This is a genomic window from Geobacillus sp. FSL K6-3411 (genome assembly GCF_037965715.1).
GTDB classification, from domain to species: Bacteria; Bacillota; Bacilli; order Bacillales; family Anoxybacillaceae; genus Geobacillus; species Geobacillus thermodenitrificans.
The window spans coordinates 1,463,599-1,486,442 of record NZ_CP150187.1; the positions used below are offsets into that span (position 1 = coordinate 1,463,599).

Sequence of the window (22,844 nt, forward strand, 5' to 3'; positions counted from 1 at the left end):
GAAGTTTGAAAAGTTGTCACTTTTGTATGTCCATAAAAACATAAGGTGGATAAGTCGCGGGGGAACAAAAGAGTCGATTCAAAAGAAATCGCGCCCTTATTGGTGGGCGCGATTCTCCTTCGTCTTGATGGATATTAATCTTTCGCCGGCGTCGGCGTGGCTGGCTGGTAGTTTGGATTGAGGTGGCGCCGGGCAAAGACGAAGTAGTAAACGATGACGACGGCGGTAATGAGCAATGTTAACAGCAGCTGTGAGATCATTGATTCAATAAACAGCATGGAGGCAAGGATGACGAGCAAGGCGAGAATCGTAAAATAGGTTAAGTATGGGAACAGCCACATTTTGATTTTTAAGGCGGTGCTGTTTTCGCGTTCAAGTTTTTGTCGCATGCGCAGTTGTGAGACAGCAATCACTAAATAGACGAGCAATGCGATCGCTCCGGAAGAGTTGACAAGAAAGAGAAACACTTTATCTGGCGAGACGTAGTTCATGATGACGGCAATATAGGCAAACAACGTGCTGGCGATGACCGCCCGAACCGGAACACCGTTTTTGTTGAGCCGTAAAAATGACTTTGGCGCTTCTCCTTTTTCAGCGAGAGAGTAAAGCATGCGCGACGTTGTGTACAGTCCGGAATTGAGGCAGGACAAAACGGCAGTCAATACAATAAAGTTCATAATTTGGGCGGCCGCAGGGACGCCAACATGTTCCAAAACGGCAACAAACGGGCTTTTCAAGACACTTGCGGAGTTCCACGGCAGCAAGGTTACGACAACGGCAATGGATCCGATATAGAAGACTAAAATTCGCCATGTTACCGATTTGGTCGCCTTCGATACTGCTTCCTGTGGTTCGGCTGATTCTCCGGCAGCGATCGTGACGATTTCGGTTCCGAAGAAGGAGAAAATGACGATCACAATGCCAACAAGGATGGAGCCGATGCCATGCGGCATAAATCCGCCGTGGCCGGTTAAGTTTTTCAGCCCGACAGGTTCGCTGCCTGGAGCGAGGCCAAAGATGAACGCCAAGCCGAGAATGAGGAAAAGAACGATGCTCGCCACTTTGATGAAGGCGAACCAATATTCAAACTCCCCGTAAGATTTTACAGACCAAATGTTTGTCAGTGTCATCAAAATGGTGAGAACGAGGCTAAGGAGCCATAACGGAATGGAAGGAAACCAATATTGGATGATTGCCGCTCCTGCGTTGGCTTCAATGGCAATGACAATCACCCAGAAAAACCAATACAGCCACCCAACGGTAAATCCTGCCCATGGGCCGATCGCTTCATGAGCATAGGCGGCAAACGATCCACTCGTCGGGCGGGCGGCCGCCATTTCCCCGAGCATCCGCATGACAAGCACGACGAGTGCGCCTGCTAGAGCGTAAGAAACAATGGCTCCTGGTCCTGTCGAGTGAATGACAGCTCCGCTTCCGACAAACAACCCGGCACCGATAACCCCGGCGATGGCAATCATCGTCATATGGCGCTCTTTTAACCCTTTTTGCAGACCGGAATGATTCATCCCAATTCCTCCTTTCAAAGGAAGTGAAATTAACTAAATAGTCTGACTATGCTGCTGTTTTTTTAGTGTATAGGGAAAAGCCATGATGCACATTAGACAAAGTGCCAATAAAAAATAGGTAGCTATTGGACAATTTGTCAATAGACGTTATCTTATTAGCAGGATTTTGGTTGTAAAGTTCCGAATATTTTTGACAGTAGTCAAGCAAAGGGGGAGGAAAGGATGGGGTACGGCTTTCCTCTGACAGTCGCCGATGTTTTACAGAGGAAGTATTTCCAAAAGGCGGTCGTTATTGCTGGAAAAGAAGGACTGTCAAGGACGGTCAAATGGGTGCATGTTGTTGAGGTCACGAAAATCAGCAATTTGTTGCGCGGCAAAGAGCTCATTTTGTCTACCGGTGTCGGGTGGCGGGAAGATGACTCATTGTTTTTATCGCTGCTTCGGCAGCTGATCGAATGTGATGCTTCCGGGCTATGCATCGAATTGGGAACGTATGCCTCCTCCATTCCAAAGGAGGCACTGGAACTGGCTAACCGTCATCATTTCCCGCTCATTCTTTTTCTTGAGGAAGTTCCTTTCGTCGAGATTACTCACGATATTCACACGTATTTAATTAATCAGCAGTATCAAATGATCGCTCAGCTCGAGTCGTATTCTCAAGAGTTGAACAAAAAGCTGTTGACGGTTCATCATTATCGGGAGATTTTAACATTTTTGCACAGCTGCCTAGGCCATCAGGTTGTTTTCCACATGCACGGCGGGGATGTGGAATACATACCGAGCCGGCCAAGGGGGAATTTGGGGGCAGGTGTTGGGCTTGGAGGAGAAAGCGACTGGCCATCAGCTGCGGTCGTCAAGCCGATTTCGTTATTTGGTGCTGAATACGCGGAGTTGGCCCTTCTTCCTGTCGGACGGGACATCAACGAGTTTGATTTGCTCATTTTGGATCGCACCGCAACAGCGCTGGCCCAGCACTTGTTGCGGAACCTTTACGTCGAGGAGAGGCGGCGCACAGAAGAAAATGAGTGGCTAAAGGGCTGGATTGAAGGAGAGTACTCCGATCAAGAGATTTCTTCCTATTTATTAGACCATCATCCTTCCCTTCATAGCCGCGGGGGCGTGGTATGGGTTTGTAAAGTGGGGACGGCGGGTCAAAAAGGAAACTTTGATTCAACATATTTTAAGCTGTTATGCCGTTCGCTGTTTGAGCAACGCGGGTTTCTCTTATTTTCGGTAGAGATGGGGCGCCACCTTGCGTTTATTGCCATCAATCTTCGGGATGAGGAGACGTGGAAGAGCCGGATCGAGGAAGGAATCAAATGTCTCATGGCATCGGACTTTATGCAAACACGACTTTCCGCCTTGCCGGTCGGCGTCGGAACATTTGCCCCATCTCTTTCTTCCATCAATCAAAGCTACCGCGCTGCGCTAGAGGCACTGAAAATTCGCAGTCGGTTGGACGAACAGGGAGCTAGCCTGTTTTACGATGATTTGCATTTATACCGGATGATTATGGTGTTAGACAAATATAGCGATTTGCGTGAGGCCATCAACCGATATTTAGGGCCGATTATTGAGTATGACCGGAAATATAATGGAAAGCTGCTTGAAACGCTCAAAGTGTATCTGCAGTGCAACGGTTCGAAGCAAGAGGCGGCAAAACGGCTGTTTATCGTCCGGCAAACGTTGTATCACCGCATCGAGAAGCTGGAAAGCTTCCTTGGGGATAATTTCATGGAGGCGAACAAACGATTGGCTATTGAGCTGATGATCAAAGCGTATGACTACTTGATGGGTGATGGAGAGGCGCTATACGCGCAAAGAAATGCGCAACTTTAGTGAATGGAAACGGAAAGCCTGTTTGCGGGAGCAGCTAGGAAGCCCGCTTCCATGGGGAAGAGCGCAACAGGGGAATGGATGGCGGTTTAGATAGAACAAGGTAGTCAAACTGTGGAACAGATTCAATGACTGTTTTTACATTGTGTCTAATGAATGGCGTAGGAAGTTGCGCGATAATGACTATAGCATGAGGCGATTCTAAATAGAGAGGAGCCAAGCGGTGATGAAAACTGAACAAAGCCATCAATTATGGCTCGACAAAGACGATCGATACATTTGGCATTCGATGAAGCCGTACAATCCAAACGCGACGGTTGTTGTGACCGAAGCCAAAGGATGCTGGGTGACCGATGTCGCTGGAAACAAATATTTGGACGCCATGGCCGGGCTTTGGTGCGTCAATGTCGGCTACGGGCGCGAGGAGCTCGCTGAAGCGGCGTACGAGCAACTGAAAACGCTGCCATATTTCCCGCTGACGCAAAGTCACTTGCCTGCCATTCAGCTTGGGGAAAAACTCAATGAGCTGTTAGGCGATGAGTATGTCATCTTCTTTTCCAACAGCGGGTCGGAGGCGAATGAAACAGCGTTTAAAATTGCCCGTCAATATCATCAGCAACGTGGCGAACCCCACCGATACAAAATCATCTCCCGCTACCGGGCATATCACGGCAATTCGATGGGAGCGCTCGCGGCGACCGGACAGGCACAACGAAAATACAAATATGAGCCGCTCGCTCCGGGCTTCATCCATGTGCCGCCGCCTGATCGATACCGCGATCCTGATGCAGCGGACGATCCGCGCCAGCTGCGAGCCGTGAAAGCTGTTGACGATGTGATGACGTGGGAACTGAGTGAGACGATCGCCGCCATGATCATGGAGCCGATCATCACGGGCGGCGGAGTGCTCATGCCGCCAGATGGATACATGAAGGCGGTCAAGGAAGTATGTGAAAAACACGGAGCACTACTCATTGTCGATGAAGTCATCTGCGGTTTCGGCCGAACAGGGAAGCCGTTTGGGTTCATGCATGAGGGGATTAAGCCGGATATCATTACGATGGCGAAAGGCATTACAAGCGCCTACTTGCCGCTGGCAGCAACGGCGGTGCGGAAGGAAATTTACGAGGCGTTTAAAGGAACGGATGAATACGACTATTTCCGTCATGTTAATACGTTTGGCGGCCATCCGGCTTCGTGCGCTCTGGCGCTGAAAAATATTGAAATCATGGAGACAGAGCATTTGTTTGACCGTTCACGTGAGGCGGGCGAATGGCTGCTTTCAGCACTGAAAACGAAACTGGCTGACCATCCGTATGTTGGCGATGTGCGCGGAAGAGGGCTGCTTGTCGGCATTGAGCTTGTTGCTGACCAAACGACGAAAGAGCCGCTGGATGTATCGCTCGTCAATCAAGTAATCAGCCGCTGCAAAGAGCATGGTGTCATTATCGGCAAAAACGGAGCGACGGTCGCCGGGTACAACAACGTGCTTACCTTATCGCCGCCGCTGTGCATCAGTGATGATGAGCTTTCATTCCTTGTCCGTGTCTTGACGGAGGCATTAGCACAAATCAAATAGAAAAGGAATGCCAGCCGGGTGGTTGCCTTGGCTGGCATTTTTATAGAGTTTTAGCTGCTGTATGGGAAAACGCGGCAGTGAAGAGGGGGAAGCGAAGGAAGGAACATAAAGGATGACTGCCGCCCAACAGCGAAGAGTGGGATGATGATAGCACCGACGTTTTGGGAAAAGGAATCGTCTGCTAGTATGTCGAACATAGACTAGCGGAATAAACAAAATGAAGAAGGAGGGGGAACCGTGCCGACATTCCAAGCGTTTGTCGTCAACAAAACCGAAGCGGAGTTTACAGCCGGAGTTGAAACGCTCTCGATGGATGATTTGCCAGAAGGAGATGTCGTCGTCCGCGTCCACTATTCAAGTGTCAACTACAAAGACGGATTGGCATCGATTCCGGATGGTAAAATTGTGAAAACGTATCCGTTTGTGCCAGGGATTGATTTGGCTGGGATTGTTGTCTCCTCAAACGACGCGCGATTTCGCGAAGGGGATGAGGTGATTGCGACCGGCTATGAAATCGGTGTTACTCACTTTGGGGGGTACAGTGAGTATGCGCGTTTACATGGCGATTGGCTCGTACCATTGCCGAAAGGGTTGACGTTACGAGAAGCGATGGCGATCGGTACGGCTGGCTTTACAGCGGCGTTGTCCATTCACCGTCTTGAGGAGCTCGGACTTGTTCCGGAACGCGGACCTGTGCTCGTCACGGGGGCAACGGGTGGTGTTGGCAGTCTAGCAGTGTCGATGCTTGCCAAGCGCGGCTACACGGTGGCAGCGAGCACAGGCAAAGCGACAGAGCACGACTATTTGCGTGCTTTAGGAGCAAAAGAAGTGTTGACGCGCGAGGATGTCACGGCCGAGCGCATCCGCCCGCTTGATAAGCAGCGTTGGGCGGCGGCGGTCGATCCGGTTGGCGGACGGACGCTAGCAACCGTGTTGAGCCGTATCCGCTACGGCGGAGCGGTGGCAGTGAGTGGATTAACAGGAGGCGTCGAGGTGCCGACAACCGTCCACCCGTTTATTTTGCGCGGTGTCAGCCTGCTTGGCATCGATTCCGTCTATTGCCCGATGGACTTGCGCCTTCGCATTTGGGAGCAATTGGCTAGCGATTTAAAGCCGGATTTGGAGCAAATTGTCCATGAAATTTCGCTTCATGAACTGCCGGGGGCGCTTGCGCGTATTTTGCGCGGCGAACTACGCGGCCGGACAGTTGTACGGTTGGTCTAACGGAGAAGAGACGAACGAGATCCCCTGCCGAATAGAGGCAGGGGAGTTTCTTCATTAATATAAAGGCATGATATTTATCATTTGGTCTTGAGTGATCAAGAATCACCATAGTTACTTCACGACAAAATCCTTCCACGTTCTTCTAAGTGTTTTATCGGATGTGGTGACAAAGATATGTGCCATCATACCTATACAGGGAAGCATTTCAATAGATGAAAAAGAGCTATTTGAAGAAGCGAAATATGGAGGTAATTGGTAATAAAGTGGTATATACAACTATACCAAAAAACTTGTATGATAACGATAGAAAGCGCTATCATTGTTTTGCGGGAGATCTTAATCGGATAAAGGGGGCTATTTTATGGATAAGCGGCCTGTTTTTATGATCTTGTCGTCGATTTTGTTCGGCTCCGTTCTTTTTTGTTCACCGGTCGCCGCCACATCCCACCATGATCCAACCCCTACAATCGAGTCAGCCGAAATAAAAGCGTATAAAACGAGTCAGTCTCACAGGAAAGCCTCTTTTTCTTGGGATCAGAAAGGATCGATTTCCGCGGTTATTCATCCTGGAACACCTCAAGCTGCTGGCATGAGAGAAGCTCCTTTACGAAAAATTGATGAAGTCATAACGCAAGCCATGCGCGACAACGTCATTTCGGGGGCGGTCGTTTACATTGTGCGGCGCGGAATGATTGTGAAACAGAAAGCGTATGGATATGCCAAACAGTATGAGGACGATACGTTTACACAATCTAAACAGCCGATTCCGATGCGAATGGACACAATGTTTGATTTGGCATCCATCAGCAAACTGTTCACAACAACAGCGGCGATGAAGCTATACGAACAAGGAAAATTTTCGCTAGACGATCCTGTTGCGAAGTACATACCGGAATTTGCCCAAAACGGAAAAGAAAATGTAACGATCCGTCAACTGATGACCCATACGTCTGGGCTGGCGGCGTGGATCCCCCTGTATACAATGGGAACGAATCGCGACGATCGTTTGCAAATTGTATTTGCCCAGCCGCTTGAGCATCCCCCGGGAACAACGTATGTATACAGTGATTTGAACATGATTACTTTAGGTGCATTGGTCGAACGTTTATCGGGCGTACGTCTTGATCAGTTTGTGTATCGGTATATTACGAAGCCGTTAGGCATGAACAATACGATGTATAATCCCCCGTTGCTAAAAAAGAGGAGAATCGCTGCTACGGAATATCAGCCATGGACGGGAAGAGGAATGGTTTGGGGGGAAGTGCATGATGAAAACGCATGGGCGCTAGATGGGGTGGCCGGACATGCGGGATTGTTTTCAACTGCTAGGGATTTGGCTATTTTTGCTTCCATGTTTTTGCAAAATGGAACATATGGCGGCAAGCGGATTTTACAGCCGGAAACGGTTCAGCTGCTCATGGAAAATCAAATTCCGCAGTTTCCTGGATACGATCATGGGCTCGGGTGGGAACTCGCACAAGGATGGTATATGGATGCATTGTCTGAACATACATCGTTTGGCCATACAGGGTATACGGGAACATCCATCGTTGTAAACCCGAACAATAATGTGATCGCTATTTTATTAACTAATCGCGTTCACCCTACACGCAATACGCCATCCATCAATCCGTTGCGCAGGCAAGTTTCCCGTCTAACGGCAGACGCCATTCCCGTGGCCATTCCCGGGAAAAAAGCAGCTTGGTTTGCGGGATATGGAGATCATTTGAATGCGATACTGTCGACAAAGGTAGTGGCCCGTAAACAGCTCACATTAACGTTTGATACATGGTACCGAATGGAGCCGGATGTTGATTTCGGTGTTGTCGAAGTATCACAAGATGGAGAACATTGGAGGCAAGTTGGGGAACAGCTGACAGGCAGCAGTGACTGGACAACGAAAACGGTGCCTATTCCGGCTCATACGGTTGCCATTCGGTTTCGCTACTGTACCGATTCGTCCGTTAACGGGCGTGGCTGGTATGTCACAAATATTCGCCTTGTCGACGATGATGGGAAAGAGTTAGAGGCATTATGGGAAAGCCATGATTGGGAACGGCGCACGTTTTAAACAAACCATATAAGGGGGAACGAGGATGTCATTTTATTGGAAAACAGCTGTTTTCATGACTGTGATCACCTTTTTCATTTCGTGGGCCTCGCCACAGGTTGGAGCCAAAGAGAAAGTGGGAGTCGATTTGATTATCTACCAGAATATCCCTGAGGTTGACGTAACCATCGATGGGAATACTGTCGCATTGCGGGCATTGAAAGTTTATCCAAAAGGAAATTTTTCTGAAGTGACAACAGGGGTTCAATGGAAATCATCCAATCGACAAGTCGCTTCTGTCAGCCGCAACGGTACCGTAGTTTTCAGCGGGAAAAGTGGAAAAACGTTCATCACCGTTACCGATGGCGTCCGCAAAGATCGAATCGGATTTACTGTAAAACCCGTTTCTGCAGCAAAAAAAGGAGGAAAATCAGACATCAAAGTGTCTGTTTCTAAGGAAAAAGGAAGCCGTTATGACGTGATTTCACGAGCGGTTAAAGGGTTGACACTAGAAGAAAAAATCGGCCAGATGCTAATGCCGGATTTCCGATATTTCAACGGAGCACCTGTCACGGCGATGCGTCCGGAAATCAAAGAGCTCATACAAAAATATCATATTGGCGGCATTATTTTATTCCGAGAAAACGTTGTAACGACCGAGCAGACAGCACGGCTTGTGATGGATTATCAACAAGCAGCGGAAAAGTTCGGTTTGCTGATCTCCATCGATCAGGAAGGCGGCATTGTGACGAGGTTGCAGTCAGGGACGAATATGCCAGGGAATATGGCGCTCGGAGCTACGCGTTCGGAGTCACTCGCTTACAAAGTAGGACATGCGATTGGCGAAGAGTTATACGCGTTAGGCATAAATATGAATTTAGCACCTGTTTTGGACGTAAACAACAATCCGGATAATCCGGTTATCGGGGTTCGTTCATTCGGTGAAAATCCAGAATTGGTCGCCCAACTAGGGACAGCATATATGAAAGGGCTGCAAGATAGCGGTGTTGCCGCTACCGCCAAGCATTTTCCAGGTCATGGGGATACTGCGGTCGACTCTCATCTCGGACTTCCCGAGGTGCCACACGACCGAAGCCGTCTTGAAACGGTGGAATGGTATCCGTTTCAAAAGGCAATGGAAGCTGGGATTGACGCGGTGATGACCGCCCATGTCACATTCCCGAAAATCGATGATACGAAAGTCATTTCCCAAAAAGACGGGACAGAAATTTCGCTTCCTGCCACATTGTCACATAAAGTGCTTACGGAATTAATGCGTCAAGAAATGGGATTTCAAGGCGTGATTATTACGGATGCTATGAACATGAAAGCCATCAGCGATCATTTCGGACCGGTCGATGCAGCAGTTAGAGCGGTGCAAGCGGGTGCGGATATTGTGCTGATGCCGATCGGATTGGAAGAAGTTGCTACCGGTTTGAAGAAGGCGGTGGAAAACGGTGAGATCTCACAAGAGAGGATCGATCAATCCGTGAAACGGATTTTGACGTTGAAAGTGAAACGGGGTATTTTTAAGCAAGAGACGCCGCCGAATGAACAGGAAGTGATCGATCGCGCGTTGCGTGTTGTCGGTTCAGAGGAGCATAAACAAATCGAGCGCGAAGCGGCAGCCAAATCGATCACATTGGTGAAAAATGAACAAGTATTGCCGCTATCGCCAAGCAAAATCGATCATCTCGTCGTTGTCGGCAATACGATGATTGAATCATTGGCTGAAGCGGTACGGGCATATGTGTCCAATGTGAATGTGATTCAAGGTGCAGCTCCGTTAAACGAGGAGCAGTTACAAAGCGTAAAAAAAGCCGATGCCGTTATTGTCGGCACTTATACGTCAAACGCCTCAGAGCGGCTGCCGTCCAATCCACAAATGAAAATGGTGCGACAAATGATTGATAATACGGATGCTCCTGTTATTGCTATCGGGATTCGCAACCCGTATGATATGATGTCCTACCCGGACGTTAAGGCATATTTGGCCCAGTATAGTTTTCAACCGGCAAGTTTTCAGGCGGTGGTAGATGTGATTTTTGGAATCAACATGCCAACCGGCCGGCTTCCGGTAACGATTCCACGTTATGATGGCGGTATATTGTACGAATATGGTCATGGCCTTAGTTACTAAAACGGGAGGAACGTTATGAAAAAGAAATGGTGGATGATGTTTTCTTTGATCTTGCTAAGTTTATTTATGTTTACCGATGCCTTGGCCAAAGCCCCGAAGAAAAAAGAGCATCCACAGCTAGAGTTGGGCATTGAGGTATTACTCAAAGAGCAGAAGAAGTTAATAAAAGGGAAACGGATCGGCCTCATTACGAACCCAACGGGAGTTGATCGGGATCTAAATAGCTCAGTAGACCTTCTTTACAATGATCGTGATGTTGAACTCGTCGCTTTATATGGACCGGAACATGGAGTGCGCGGCAGCGCCCAGGCTGGCGAATACGTTCCTTTTTACATTGATGAAAAGACTGGCCTTCCCGTATATAGTTTGTACGGGCCAACGAAAAAACCGACACCAGAAATGTTAAAGGGAGTAGATATCCTTCTTTTTGATATTCAAGATGTCGGCGCTCGGTTTTACACGTATATTTATACGATGGCGTATGCAATGGAAGCAGCAAAGGAAAACAACATCCCATTTATTGTGCTAGATCGCCCGAATCCGTTGGGCGGCGTGAAAGTCGAAGGACCTGTTCTAGAAACGGACTATTCCTCTTTTGTTGGAATGTATCCCATCCCGTTGCGACATGGAATGACTGTCGGTGAATTGGCGTTGCTTATTAATAAAGAGTTCGGTATTGATGCGGATGTCACCGTCGTGAAAATGAAAGGTTGGAAACGTTCAATGTATTATGATGATACGGGATGGCAATGGGTGTTACCATCTCCGAACATGCCAACATTGGATACTGCCTTGGTATACCCCGGAACGGCACTGTTTGAAGGAACAAATGTATCGGAAGGCCGCGGGACAACAAAGCCATTTGAACTGATTGGCGCTCCGTTTATCGATGGGTTGCAGTTAGCTGAAAAATTAAACGCTCTTCGCCTTCCGGGCGTACGTTTCCGTCCAGCAAGTTTTCAGCCAACGTTCTCGAAATATAGCGGAACACTCGTACATGGTGTACAAATTCATGTCACCGATCGCCAAGTGTTCCGACCGGTCGAAACAGGAGTAGCAATGGTAAAGACGATTCATGATTTGTATCCAGATCAATTTGCTTTTCGCGCTGAAGATAGTCAAGGAATCTCTTATTTTGATCAACTGATCGGAAATGGATGGGTTCGAAAGGCGATTGAAGAGGGAATGACGATGGAACAAATGAAAAAGCGTTGGGAAAAGGATGTGGAAGCCTTTCACAAGAAACGTGAGCGATATCTCCTTTATTAAGTAGCATTTTATTGTGAAAAGGAGTATATATCGCTGCCGTTGAAGCCAGCGCAGGGCGAACCATGAAGAAGAAATGATGCGTGCTTGTGAAGCGATGGCCAAAATCGCGAGATAAGGAGGAAGGGGAAGAATCGTCTCCCCTTCTTTTTTCTTTCATGCTTTCTACCCAAGCTGATACCGCTCCAGCTCGGAGAAAAAGTCTTTTACAAACTGGTAGAATACTTTCACCGACGGGGCAAGCTCATGATGGTCGGAAATGATGATGCCGACGTTTCGTTTCACTTGCGGCATTTCCAGCGGTACTTTGGCGGCATAACGGAGAAGGCTTTCCGATAAGGCGCTCTCTGGCAGGAGAGTGACGCCGATGCCGGCGGAGACGAGTCCTTTAATGGCGTCGAGGTCCTCGCCTTCCGATGAGACATTTGGGACAAACCCCGCTTGGTGACAGGCCTCAATTAAAATTTGATGCAAAATATATCCTTTTGGAAATGTCACAAACGGATCGTTACGGAGTTCGTTTAACACGATCCGGTCGCGACGGGCGAGCGGATGGCTGTTTGGCAAAAGGACGAAAAACGGCTCGGAAAATAAAATTTCCCCTTTAATACCGATTTCGCGCGCTGGAATCGGCCCGAGAAATGCCAAATCAATTTCTCGCTTTTTCACCGCCTCAATCAAATAACGGTATGCTCCTTGGCGAAGATGGAACGAGACATTTGGGTGCTCCGCTTTAAAGGCGGAAATGACCATCGGCATCATCTGGCTGGCGAGACTGGTCGGGAAGCCGATTTTAATTGTTCCGCGTTCCGGATCCAAATACTCCTCAATTTGTTGCTTGGCATCGTCGATCGCTTTCAGCACCGCTTCCGCATGAGGCAAAAAATGGCGGCCAATGGGGGTGAGTTTGACATTCCGCCCTTCCCGTTCAAAGAGTTGGACGCCGAGTTCGGTTTCAAGGTTGGCGATTTGCCGGCTGATCGCCGATTGGGCGACATGAAGGGCATCGGCCGCTTCGGATACGTGCTCGCGCTTGGCAACTTCGACGAAGTATAGCAGTTGTCTTAATTCCATTTTCTCCCTCCCTTTTTTATCGAAAAATGAGATTGATTTCATCTAAATTATATATTGTTTATATAAATTTTGAAAACTACAATAAATATTACAGACAATTCGGAACGGGAGGGGAAGGCAGCATGAAGCACTACGGATTGCCAGAAGCACAAGGATTGTATCGACCGGAATTTGAACATGATGCATGCGGGATCGGGTTTTATGCTCATTTAAAAGGAAAACCGTCACATGACATTATTGAAAAAGCGCTCCATATGCTTCGCCGGCTCGAACACCGGGGCGGTCAAGGCAGCGATCCGGAAACTGGCGACGGCGCGGGCATTATGATGCAAATTCCGCACGAGTACTTTCAAATCGTGTGCGGCGAAATGAACTTACCGGAAAAAGGTCGCTACGGGGTCGGGATGCTCTTTTTGCCGGAAAATGAAGAAAAACGAGCGTACTATGAAGCAAAATTCAATGAAATGATTGCTCAGGAAGGGCAGCAGTTGCTCGGCTGGCGAACGGTGCCGGTTGACAACAGCAAGCTTGGCAAACTGGCGCAGCAAAGCAAACCGTTCATTCGCCAAGTGTTTGTCGCTGCTAGCGATGACATTTCCGATGAGTTGGCGTTTGAACGAAAATTGTATGTCATTCGCAAGCAATTTGAAAAGTGCGTCGAAAACAATGAGTGCTACGTAGCGAGTTTCTCAAGCCGGACGATCGTTTATAAAGGGCTTTTGACTCCGGAACAAATCGACGCATTTTACTTGGATTTGCAAGATGAACGGTTCCGCTCGGCGTTTGCGCTTGTGCACTCGCGTTTTAGCACGAACACGTTTCCGAGCTGGGAGCGGGCTCATCCCAACCGCTATTTGATCCATAACGGTGAGATTAATACGCTTCGCGGCAACGTCAACTGGATGGCAGCGCGTGAAAAGCAGTTTGTTTCAGAAGCGTTCGGTGCCGATTTGGAAAAAGTGACACCGATTTTGGATACAAACGGAAGTGACTCGTCGATTTTGGACAATGCGTTTGAATTTTTTGTCTTGGCAGGCCGCGATCCAGCTCATGTGGCAATGATGCTCATTCCGGAACCGTGGTTTTGGGATGAACAAATGGATGACATGAAAAAGGCGTTTTACGAGTATCATAGCTGTTTGATGGAGCCATGGGACGGCCCGACGGCGATTTCATTCACTGACGGCAAGCGGATCGGCGCCATTTTGGACCGGAACGGATTGCGCCCGGCGCGCTACTATGTGACGAAAGACGACTACATTATTTTCTCATCCGAAGTCGGCGTCATCGAGGTTGACCCGAACAACGTTTTGTATAAAGAGCGGCTGAGCCCTGGAAAAATGTTGCTTGTTGATCTGGAACAAGGCCGGATCATTTCTGATCAGGAAATTAAGGAAGAAATGGCGAGCCAACAACCGTATCGTCAATGGATTGATGAGCACATGGTGACGCTTGATGATTTCAACGTTCCGGAAACGGTTGAAGCGCCGAAATCGCTCATTAAGCTGCAAAAAGCATTCGGCTACACGTTTGAAGATGTAGAAAAAATGATTTTACCGATGGCGAGGGAGGGCAAAGACCCGACAGGTGCGATGGGGATGGACGCGCCACTGGCGGTGCTGTCGGAGCGGCCGCAAAGCTTGTTTAACTACTTCAAGCAACTGTTTGCTCAAGTAACGAACCCGCCGATTGACGCGATTCGCGAGTATGTCGTTACCTCGACAATGACGCTGCTTGGCAAAGAGGGGAACATTTTGCATCCGGATGCTAAAGCGGCGCGCCGCATTCGCCTTGAGACGCCGTTGTTGACGAATGAGCAATTAGCCGCGTTAAAAGCGAATCCGTATCCAGAATTTTCGTGTGCCGTGTTGCCAACGCTGTTTACGGATGACTTGAAACAAGCGCTTGACGAGTTGTTTGCCAAGGCGGATGAAGCGGTTGAAAACGGGGCGACGCTTCTTGTTCTCTCGGATCGCGGCGTTGATGAAATGCATGTGGCAATTCCGGTGTTGCTTGCGGTGAGCGGGCTTCATCAGCACCTGATTCGAAAAGGGACGCGGACGAACGTCAGCCTGCTTGTCGAAAGCGGCGAAGCGCGCGAAGTGCACCATTTTGCGGCGCTCATCGGTTACGGTGCTGACGCCATCAACCCGTATTTGGCGCTTGAGACGATCCGCCAGGCGTCAGAAAACGGCACGATCGCCCTGTCGTATCGTGAAGCGGTAAAAACATATATGAAAGCGGCAGTCGACGGTGTCGTCAAGGTGATGTCGAAAATGGGAATTTCGACCGTGCAAAGCTACCGTGGCGCACAAATTTTTGAAGCGGTTGGTATTGGCACGGATGTCATCGATCAATATTTCACTGGTACGGCGTCGCAAATTAGCGGCATCGGGCTTGACGAAATCGCCAAGGAAGCAAAATTGCGCCATGAAGCGGCATTTGGCGCCCGGCACGAAGACAACGTGCTTGAGGCTGGCAGCGAGCTGCAATGGCGACGCAACGGCGAGCACCATGCGTTCAATCCGCAGACGATTCACTTGCTGCAATGGGCATGCCGGAAAAATGATTACAATCTCTATAAACAATATTCGAAACTAGCCAATGAAGAACAGCTGACATTCTTGCGCAACTTGTTCGACTTCGATCTGAACCGGAAACCGGTGCCGATTGACGAGGTCGAGCCGGTCGAGTCGATCGTCCGCCGCTTCAAAACAGGGGCGATGTCGTTTGGCTCGATCAGCCAAGAAGCGCACGAGGCGCTCGCCATCGCCATGAACCGGATCGGTGGAAAAAGCAACAGTGGTGAGGGGGGCGAAGACCCGGCCCGCTATGTGAAAGACGAAAACGGTGACTGGCGCCGCAGCGCGATTAAACAGGTCGCTTCCGGGCGTTTTGGCGTGAAAAGCCATTACTTAGTCAACGCTGACGAATTGCAAATTAAAATGGCTCAAGGAGCAAAGCCGGGTGAAGGCGGCCAGCTTCCGGCCAATAAAGTGTACCCGTGGGTCGGCAAAGTGCGCGGCTCGACGCCGGGAGTGGAGCTCATTTCTCCGCCGCCGCATCATGACATTTACTCGATCGAAGATTTGGCTCAGCTCATTTATGACTTGAAAAACGCAAACAAACACGCGCGCATTAGTGTCAAGCTTGTCGCCAAAGCAGGCGTCGGCACGATCGCCGCTGGCGTAGCGAAAGGGAATGCTGATGTTATCGTCATCAGCGGTTATGACGGCGGCACGGGCGCTTCCCCGAAAACGAGCATTAAACATGCCGGCTTGCCGTGGGAGCTTGGCTTGGCGGAAACGCATCAAACGTTGATGCTTAACGGCTTGCGTGATCGTGTCATCTTGGAAACTGATGGAAAACTCATGACGGGACGCGATGTCGTGATGGCTGCGCTGTTTGGCGCCGAAGAGTTCGGATTTGCGACGGCACCGCTCGTTGTTTTAGGCTGTGTCATGATGCGTGTCTGCCATTTAGATACATGTCCGGTCGGTGTAGCGACACAAAATCCGGAGCTGCGCAAAAAGTTTATGGGTGATCCGGACCATGTTGTCAACTTCATGTACTTTGTCGCCCAGGAAGTGCGTGAAATTATGGCTGAACTTGGCTTCCGTACGATCGACGAAATGGTTGGCCGCGTCGATGTCCTGAAAGTGAGCGAGCGGGCGAAAGCGCATTGGAAAGCGAAACATCTCGATTTGTCTCGCCTTCTGTACCAAGTGGACGGTCCGCGCACTTGTGGTAAGGGGCAAAACCATCGTTTGGAAACGACGCTTGACTATAAAGAAATTTTGCCAGCAGTACAGCCAGCACTCGAGCGACAAGAGCCGGTTGAACTCAAGCTCGCGATCCACAACGTCCACCGCACGGTCGGGGCGATGACGGGGGGCGAAATCTCGAAGCGCTACGGTGAAGAAGGGTTGCCGGAAGATACGATCCGCCTCCATTTCACGGGATCAGCCGGACAAAGCTTTGCGGCGTTTGCGCCGAAAGGAATGACGCTCGAGCTTGTCGGTGACGCAAATGACTACGTCGGCAAAGGGCTCTCCGGCGGAAAAGTGATCGTCCGTCCGCCGCATGAGGCGTCGTTTGCGGCGGCAGATAACGTCATTATCGGTAACGTCGCCTTCTACGGCGCAACAGGTGGCGAGGCGTATATTCGCGGCCGCGCCGGCGAGCGGTTTGCGGTGCGCAACAGTGGCGTCCATGCTGTTGTCGAAGGCGTTGGTGACCATGGTTGTGAATATATGACCGGCGGCCGTGTTGTTATCCTCGGCTCGGTCGGCAAAAACTTCGCTGCCGGTATGTCAGGGGGGATCGCCTACGTCCTCGCTGATGAAGACAGCTGGCAACAAACAGCCAACCGAGAGCTCGTGGCGTTTGAACGGCTCGAAGACGAGCAAGAAATTTTGGAAGTGAGCCGGATGATCGAAAACCATTACCGCTATACAGGAAGCCCGCGGGCGGCGTTGGTACTTGACGAGTGGAACGCCTATGTGAAGCGGTTTGTCAAAGTGATCCCGCGCAACTACAAACTGATGATTGAAACAATTCAAATGCTTGAACGGTCTGGGCTTTCGTATGAAGAAGCGGCCATGGCGGCGTTTGAAACGGTGGCGAAACAGAAAAAAGCGGCTGCCGCCAGCCCCCATGTATTGCAAGTGGCCGCAAAATAAGGCCATCCTTTTGGGCGGCAGCAGCCATGGCGCCGCCTTGGCCCCGCGGCCCGCGCGGGGCTCGCTTTTTGACTGGCCAAACAGGCGGGGAAGGTCGCATGAGAGAAGAAAGGCCGTATACGGAGAGAAGGAGGGGAACCATCGTGGGAAAAACAACAGGGTTTATGGAATACGCTCGTGAGGAAGAGAAAAAGCGCGATCCGCTTTCCCGTCTTGAAGATTGGAAAGAGTATGCACAACCGTTTTCCGAGGATGTACTAGCGCGCCAAGGCGCTCGCTGTATGGATTGCGGTACGCCGTTTTGTCATATGGGGTTGGAACTCAACGGCCTCACCTCCGGGTGCCCAGTGCACAACTTAATTCCGGAATGGAACGATTTAGTATACCGCGGCCGTTGGAAAGAAGCGCTTGACCGGCTTTTGAAAACGAACAACTTCCCGGAATTTACGGGGCGCGTCTGTCCGGCACCGTGTGAAGGATCGTGTACGGTTGCCATCTCCGATCCGGCGGTCGCTATTAAAGGAATCGAACGAGCCATTATTGATAAAGGGTTTGCAGAAGGGTGGGTGAAACCTCGCATCCCAAAAACGCGCACTGGAAAAAAGGTAGCCATTGTCGGCTCCGGTCCGGCCGGTCTCGCCTGTGCCGACCAGCTCAACCAAGCCGGCCACTCGGTGACGGTGTACGAGCGGGCGGATCGTGTCGGCGGCTTGCTGATGTATGGCATTCCGAACATGAAATTGGAAAAAGAAGTGGTCGAGCGGCGGGTGCGCTTGCTTGAAGAGGAAGGTGTTACATTTGTTGTGAACACCGAGGTTGGCAAAGATGTCACCGCCGATGAGTTGCGCGCTGAATATGATGCGGTTGTGCTGTGTGTCGGGGCACAAAAGCAGCGTGACTTGGTCATTGAAGGCCGGGAGCTGGAAGGCGTTCATTTTGCTATGGATTATTTAACCGGTGTGACGAAAAGCTTAATGGATTCGAACTTTGCCGATGGTCAGTTTATCGATGCGAAAGATAAACATGTTATCGTGATTGGCGGTGGTGATACGGGGGCTGACTGTGTAGCGACCGCGCTGCGCCAAGGCTGCAAAAGCGTTGTCCAGTTTGGCAAACATCCGGCCCTGCCAGACAAACGCGCAGACCATAACCCGTGGCCGCAATACCCGCTCGTCTTTACGCTTGACTACGCATATGAAGAAGCGAAAGCGAAGTTCGGTGTGGATCCACGGCAATATTGCATTCAGACGAAAAAAATCGTCGGCGATGAATATGGACGGGTAAAAGAACTGCATACAATTCAAATGGAAAAAATCATCGACGAAAACGGCAAAGCCATCTTTAAAGAAATTCCGGGGACAGAACAAGTATGGCCGTGTGATCTTGTTTTCATCGCTATCGGTTTCGAAGGTCCGGAACAGCCGGTGTTGAAGCAGTTTGGCGTGGAAACGGCCAACAATAAGGTAAAAGCCCCGTACGGAAAATATACGACAAACATCGAAGGGGTGTTTGCGGCCGGCGATGCTCGCCGCGGCCAAAGCTTGATCGTTTGGGCGATTCACGAAGGCCGGGGGGCGGCTCGTGAAGTTGATCGCTTTTTGATGGGAGAGACGAAATTGCCGTGACCATAGCTTCCTCCTTAAAAAGTACTGCTTTTTAAGGAGGATTTTTTGTTTTTCCGGAAAAATATTTATAGGAAAAACAAACAAGGAGTGAACCGAAGTGAATCGGCGATTATGGATGATATCGGCTGCCGGTGCGGTCCTTTTTTCGCTTGTTTGGATCAGCATGGAGGTCGGGTTGACAAAAGCAATGGACGAAGGTGGGCTGCGGGTGTTTGACCCATGGCACTGGCTCGATTCTTTTACTTTTTTTGGAAGTAAAGGGGCAATTGGTATAATTAGTGTGATGCTCGTCATCGGTTTATGGTTTTTCCGCCGTGATGTGTATGGGATGGTGCTAGTTCTCGTCGCTGTTGGCGGAGGGTATGGCATCAATGAGTGGGTCAAGCACGTTGCCGGACGGGAGCGTCCGCCGCATGCTGGAATTGAAGGGTTCAGTTTTCCGAGCGGACACGCAATGGTCGGGACGATTTATTTGCTGCTTTTGGCGTATTTTTTGGCGCAAACACGTACAAAGCGCGAAGAACGGGCAGCCATTTACGGTGTTTTTGCGCTGCTGGCACTCTTGACTGGTTTGAGCCGATTGAGCTTGCAAGCGCATTATCCGTCCGATGTGCTCGGCGGGTTTTTGCTTGGAGGAGCTTATCTTGCTTTTTGTCTCGCTTGTTACCGGACATTGGCAAGACGGATTGAGCAGAAACGGAAGAGCTAGAATGCTCGCTCCAATATGAAGATGATTCTAAAAAATGATCTTCAATTATGTAAGATTTATACGGCAAAGGAATCGGCGATTCACCAATGTTTTTTCTTCCGGCAAGACTTTAGAAGGATAGTGTCCCGTGACGAAGAACGAATGGACGTCCCGGTGGTCTTTTGGACAGTTTTTCAAGCATATGTTAGTAGCAAAACGCCACAAGGAGAGAGAGGAATATGTCAGTTCGCGTTGTGAAAGCAGGGTATGCGTTGGCGCTGTTGTGCTTCATTGCCAGCATAGTTTATTTTTTTGCTGCCAACTGGCCTGAGATGGGACGTGAGGAGAAAGCCGGAATCAGCATCGCCGTCATGGCTGGATTTTATGTCGTTAGTGCAGTGTTAATGAGATTTCATCATTTTTTAGGGCGTTGGATGTTGATTGGCGGGGCGCTGTCGTTTGGCATTGCCTTGGCATTGCTTGGGCAAATCTATAATTCCCACGCTGATAGTTATTGGTTGTTTCTCATTTGGCTTGTGCCGACCGCCTTGCTGGCGCGGCTGACCAAAGACCAAGCGCTTTCAGTTCTCGCTGTGGTGTTGCTACAACTCGCCTGCTGGTTTTATTATTTCCCTTCTGCTTACCATATCGAGTGGACGGAATGGTCATCGTTTGGCTGGCTATTGTTGTTTGCTGCTGTCAACGGAGCCCTCTTTGGCGTGAGCCGTTCGCTGTGGGCAGCCCGTCTCGCCTATGCGGCCATGCATGGCTGGCTGCTGATGATCGGTATCACTGGTTTTTCGTACGGACGCGATGTCTGGTGGCCATACGTATATGCAGCGCTGTTAGCCGGATTGCTGTATTACTTTCTTGCGATCTCAAAACAGCGGTCGTACACGTTACTGACAAGTTTGTTTGCCGGCTTGTTTTTGCTGATTCAATACATTCGTCTGCTCGTGGATCATTTTGAAACATGGCTGCTTCTCATTGGGCTTGCAGTGGCAGCGGCTGTTCTGTATGGCGGAATCGTGCTTCTGCAGCGGGCGGGACTGTTTTCGTCGGGGACGCGGGCTGGAAAATGGTTTTTGACGGCGTTTCAGGCTGTGATTACGCTTGCGGCTTCGGCGTTGGCGACGGCAAGTTTGCTCGGCTTGTATCTCCTTTGGACGGAATCATGGTCGCCGTATGTGCTCTTTTTCGTCTCGATCTTCGGATTTGTTCTTCCTGCCTCGCTTGGCCGACGGTGGAATTCTGTTGTTCGCTATACGTTGCTTGCAGTCGGTTACGGGCTTGGATTGGCGATGGCGCCGGAAGTGTCGACGGTCGTGTTGTTTCTTTATGCTGCTGTATTGGCGTTCGCACTGATCCGTTCCTTCGAGCACGGGGTGCGCCGGTTGACGACGGTGGCGTTGACGCTCTATTTGTTTGTGGCACTTGAATTGACCATTGAAGATGGGCGGCTTGTGCTGCTGGCGCTTGCCGTGTTGAACGGCGGTTTGTACGCATACGACCGGTGGAGAGGGAAGACAGCTCTCACCCCGCTCGTGTTGGCGCTAGGCGCGCTCGGGATCGCGACAAGCGTTGACATGTTTACCGCCGATGGACTATATATTGTTTCTAATATCGCCATGGTTGCTGTGCTCGGCTTTTTCTTGTTTCAACAGCGGCGCCAGGAGCGAGCTGTTGCTTGGGGGTATACAGCACTTTATCTTGTGTTGAAATATTACGAACTAGCATGGAACTTGCTTCATAAATCGATCAGTTTGCTAGCTGCTGGGATCGTGCTGCTTGTCTGGGCGGTCTGGTTGGAAAAGCGAAATCAGCTCGTGTTATCTGAAGGAGTGCGTTGGCGTCGGCGCGTTTCACTTTTCGTAGCGATTGTTGTCGCCGCCCAATTTGTTTTTGTAGGGGTTACGATATGGCAAAAGGAACGCTTGTTGCGGTATGGTGATGTGGTAAAGTTAGAACTTGAGCCGGTGGATCCGCGTTCGGTGCTGCAAGGGGATTATATTCAGTTGCGTTATGACATTTCCACGATCCGGTCATTGGCCGGAAGTGGTAAGGTGCAAGTTTTGTTGCGAAAAGGGCCGGATGGGGTGCACCGCTTTGCCGGCGTGTATGCTGTCAATGGTGAAAAACGGCCCGGATTTACGCGACAACAAGGGGACATTGTGATCAGCGGCACCTTCTATGATACCCGAGTCGTATACGGAATTGAGTCGTATTTCGTGCCGGAAAAAACAGGAGTGCGATGGCAGGAAAACGCCCGTTTCGCTTATGTGCGCGTCAGCAAAAACGGCGATGCGTTGCTTGAGGAGATCAGCACAAAATGAGCCCACTGTCTCCCGTGAGCTCATTTGGCGAATCCGATTCATAATTTTTTCTGTTCGCTAATGAGAATGATGGGCTTCTTTTTGGCGTCAAGCCGCTTGATGACGGATAAGAGATCTTTTTCAGCCATGGCGATGCAGCCGAGCGTATAACTGGAAGGGCGTGGCCAAATGTGCAGAAAGATGGCGCTTCCTTTTCCTTTCACGATCGGGCTGTCGTTGTAACGAACGACGACGGCATATTTGTAAAGTGGGTGAGTGAGGCGTTCAAACGATTTCCAGCGCCGATGCGGGTTGCCGCGGTAATAAATCCAGCGGTTGTAGTCTTTGGATGTCGGATCGTCCACCCAATAATCGTAAGCGGTTGTTTGCCGGTAGGGGATTTTCAGCCCCGCCGGCTTTTTGGCGGTGCCGAACGCTGTACCTAATGGGTAAACGCCAGCGGGCGTCTTTCCATCTCCCTCTTTTTGTTTGCCAATGCCGTTTTTACCGACAACAACGCGGATGTTCGCGAGCACTTTCCGCCATGTTCCGTTTTGTTTTTCGTAAAGGTATAATGTCCCGCTTCGTGCCTTGGCATGACTGGTAACTACAACTAACACCTGCCCGTTTGGCAACTTGTTCAGCCGATTGAGAATCTTTTTTCTACTGATAGCGCCGAAGCGTCTGCTCGCCCGGCTGATAGGGCAAGCACGAAGCTACAAAGCAGCCAAAACCAGCGCCGCATAGTCATCCCCCTTTGTTGATAACTATCGCTCTATGAAATGTTGTACGGTCATCATCTCAACTGGTTAGACATCGGAACTGACGAAACATGGAAACGT

Annotated in this window: 13 protein-coding genes; 10 read left to right on the forward strand and 3 right to left on the reverse strand. The window is 50.0% G+C overall.

The window, feature by feature from the left end; genetic code table 11:
- Positions 1-134: 134 nt before the first annotated feature.
- Positions 135-1,532 (reverse strand): GABA permease, encoded by a 1,398-nt coding sequence (gene gabP, locus NSQ22_RS07400; protein ID WP_223812960.1) that lies wholly within the window; start codon positions 1,530-1,532, stop codon positions 135-137.
- 216 nt (positions 1,533-1,748) lie between these two features.
- Between gabP and NSQ22_RS07405 the strand changes: the two genes are divergently transcribed.
- The 6 genes from NSQ22_RS07405 (at position 1,749) to NSQ22_RS07430 (ending at position 11,624) form a co-directional block, all read left to right on the forward strand.
- On the forward strand, positions 1,749-3,365 hold the full coding sequence (locus NSQ22_RS07405; RefSeq protein ID WP_060475795.1) for a PucR family transcriptional regulator: 1,617 nt from the start codon (positions 1,749-1,751) through the stop codon (positions 3,363-3,365).
- 223 nt (positions 3,366-3,588) lie between these two features.
- Positions 3,589-4,941, forward strand: a complete 1,353-nt coding sequence (locus NSQ22_RS07410; RefSeq protein ID WP_008879436.1) for a taurine-pyruvate aminotransferase — start codon at positions 3,589-3,591, stop codon at positions 4,939-4,941.
- 237 nt (positions 4,942-5,178) lie between these two features.
- On the forward strand, positions 5,179-6,165 hold the full coding sequence (locus tag NSQ22_RS07415) for an acryloyl-CoA reductase (RefSeq protein WP_008879435.1): 987 nt from the start codon (positions 5,179-5,181) through the stop codon (positions 6,163-6,165).
- 361 nt (positions 6,166-6,526) lie between these two features.
- Positions 6,527-8,236 carry a serine hydrolase domain-containing protein gene (locus NSQ22_RS07420; protein WP_060475796.1) on the forward strand — a complete coding sequence of 570 codons (1,710 nt, stop codon included), beginning with the start codon at positions 6,527-6,529 and terminating at the stop codon, positions 8,234-8,236.
- Between the two features lie 25 nt (positions 8,237-8,261).
- On the forward strand, positions 8,262-10,355 hold the full coding sequence (nagZ, locus tag NSQ22_RS07425) for a beta-N-acetylhexosaminidase (RefSeq protein WP_060475797.1): 2,094 nt from the start codon (positions 8,262-8,264) through the stop codon (positions 10,353-10,355).
- A 15-nt stretch (positions 10,356-10,370) separates the two neighbouring features.
- Complete coding sequence (locus NSQ22_RS07430) at positions 10,371-11,624, forward strand: DUF1343 domain-containing protein (protein WP_029760921.1); 1,254 nt, start codon at positions 10,371-10,373, stop codon at positions 11,622-11,624.
- 162 nt (positions 11,625-11,786) lie between these two features.
- Here the strand turns inward: NSQ22_RS07430 and NSQ22_RS07435 are convergent, their stop codons facing one another.
- Entirely contained in the window at positions 11,787-12,695 is a 909-nt protein-coding gene (locus tag NSQ22_RS07435; RefSeq protein ID WP_008879431.1) for a LysR family transcriptional regulator, read from the reverse strand.
- 122 nt (positions 12,696-12,817) lie between these two features.
- Here NSQ22_RS07435 and gltB point away from each other — a divergent pair, with 122 nt between their 5' ends.
- From gltB to NSQ22_RS07455, 4 genes are all read left to right on the forward strand, one after another.
- Positions 12,818-17,377 carry a glutamate synthase large subunit gene (gene gltB / locus NSQ22_RS07440; RefSeq protein ID WP_081157315.1) on the forward strand — a complete coding sequence of 1,520 codons (4,560 nt, stop codon included), beginning with the start codon at positions 12,818-12,820 and terminating at the stop codon, positions 17,375-17,377.
- A 143-nt stretch (positions 17,378-17,520) separates the two neighbouring features.
- Positions 17,521-19,002, forward strand: a complete 1,482-nt coding sequence (locus tag NSQ22_RS07445) for a glutamate synthase subunit beta (RefSeq protein ID WP_029760920.1) — start codon at positions 17,521-17,523, stop codon at positions 19,000-19,002.
- Positions 19,003-19,117: 115 nt separating this feature from the next.
- Positions 19,118-19,711: a phosphatase PAP2 family protein gene (locus NSQ22_RS07450; protein ID WP_035498255.1), complete on the forward strand. Its 594-nt coding sequence runs from the start codon at positions 19,118-19,120 to the stop codon at positions 19,709-19,711.
- A gap of 218 nt (positions 19,712-19,929) precedes the next feature.
- Positions 19,930-22,023, forward strand: coding sequence for a GDYXXLXY domain-containing protein (locus NSQ22_RS07455; RefSeq protein WP_081157314.1), 2,094 nt, complete (start codon positions 19,930-19,932; stop codon positions 22,021-22,023).
- Positions 22,024-22,061: 38 nt separating this feature from the next.
- On the opposite strand, the gene NSQ22_RS07460 is transcribed toward NSQ22_RS07455, so the two are convergent.
- On the reverse strand, positions 22,062-22,622 hold the full coding sequence (locus NSQ22_RS07460) for a L,D-transpeptidase family protein (protein ID WP_099232832.1): 561 nt from the start codon (positions 22,620-22,622) through the stop codon (positions 22,062-22,064).
- Between the last annotated feature and the right edge of the window lie 222 nt (positions 22,623-22,844).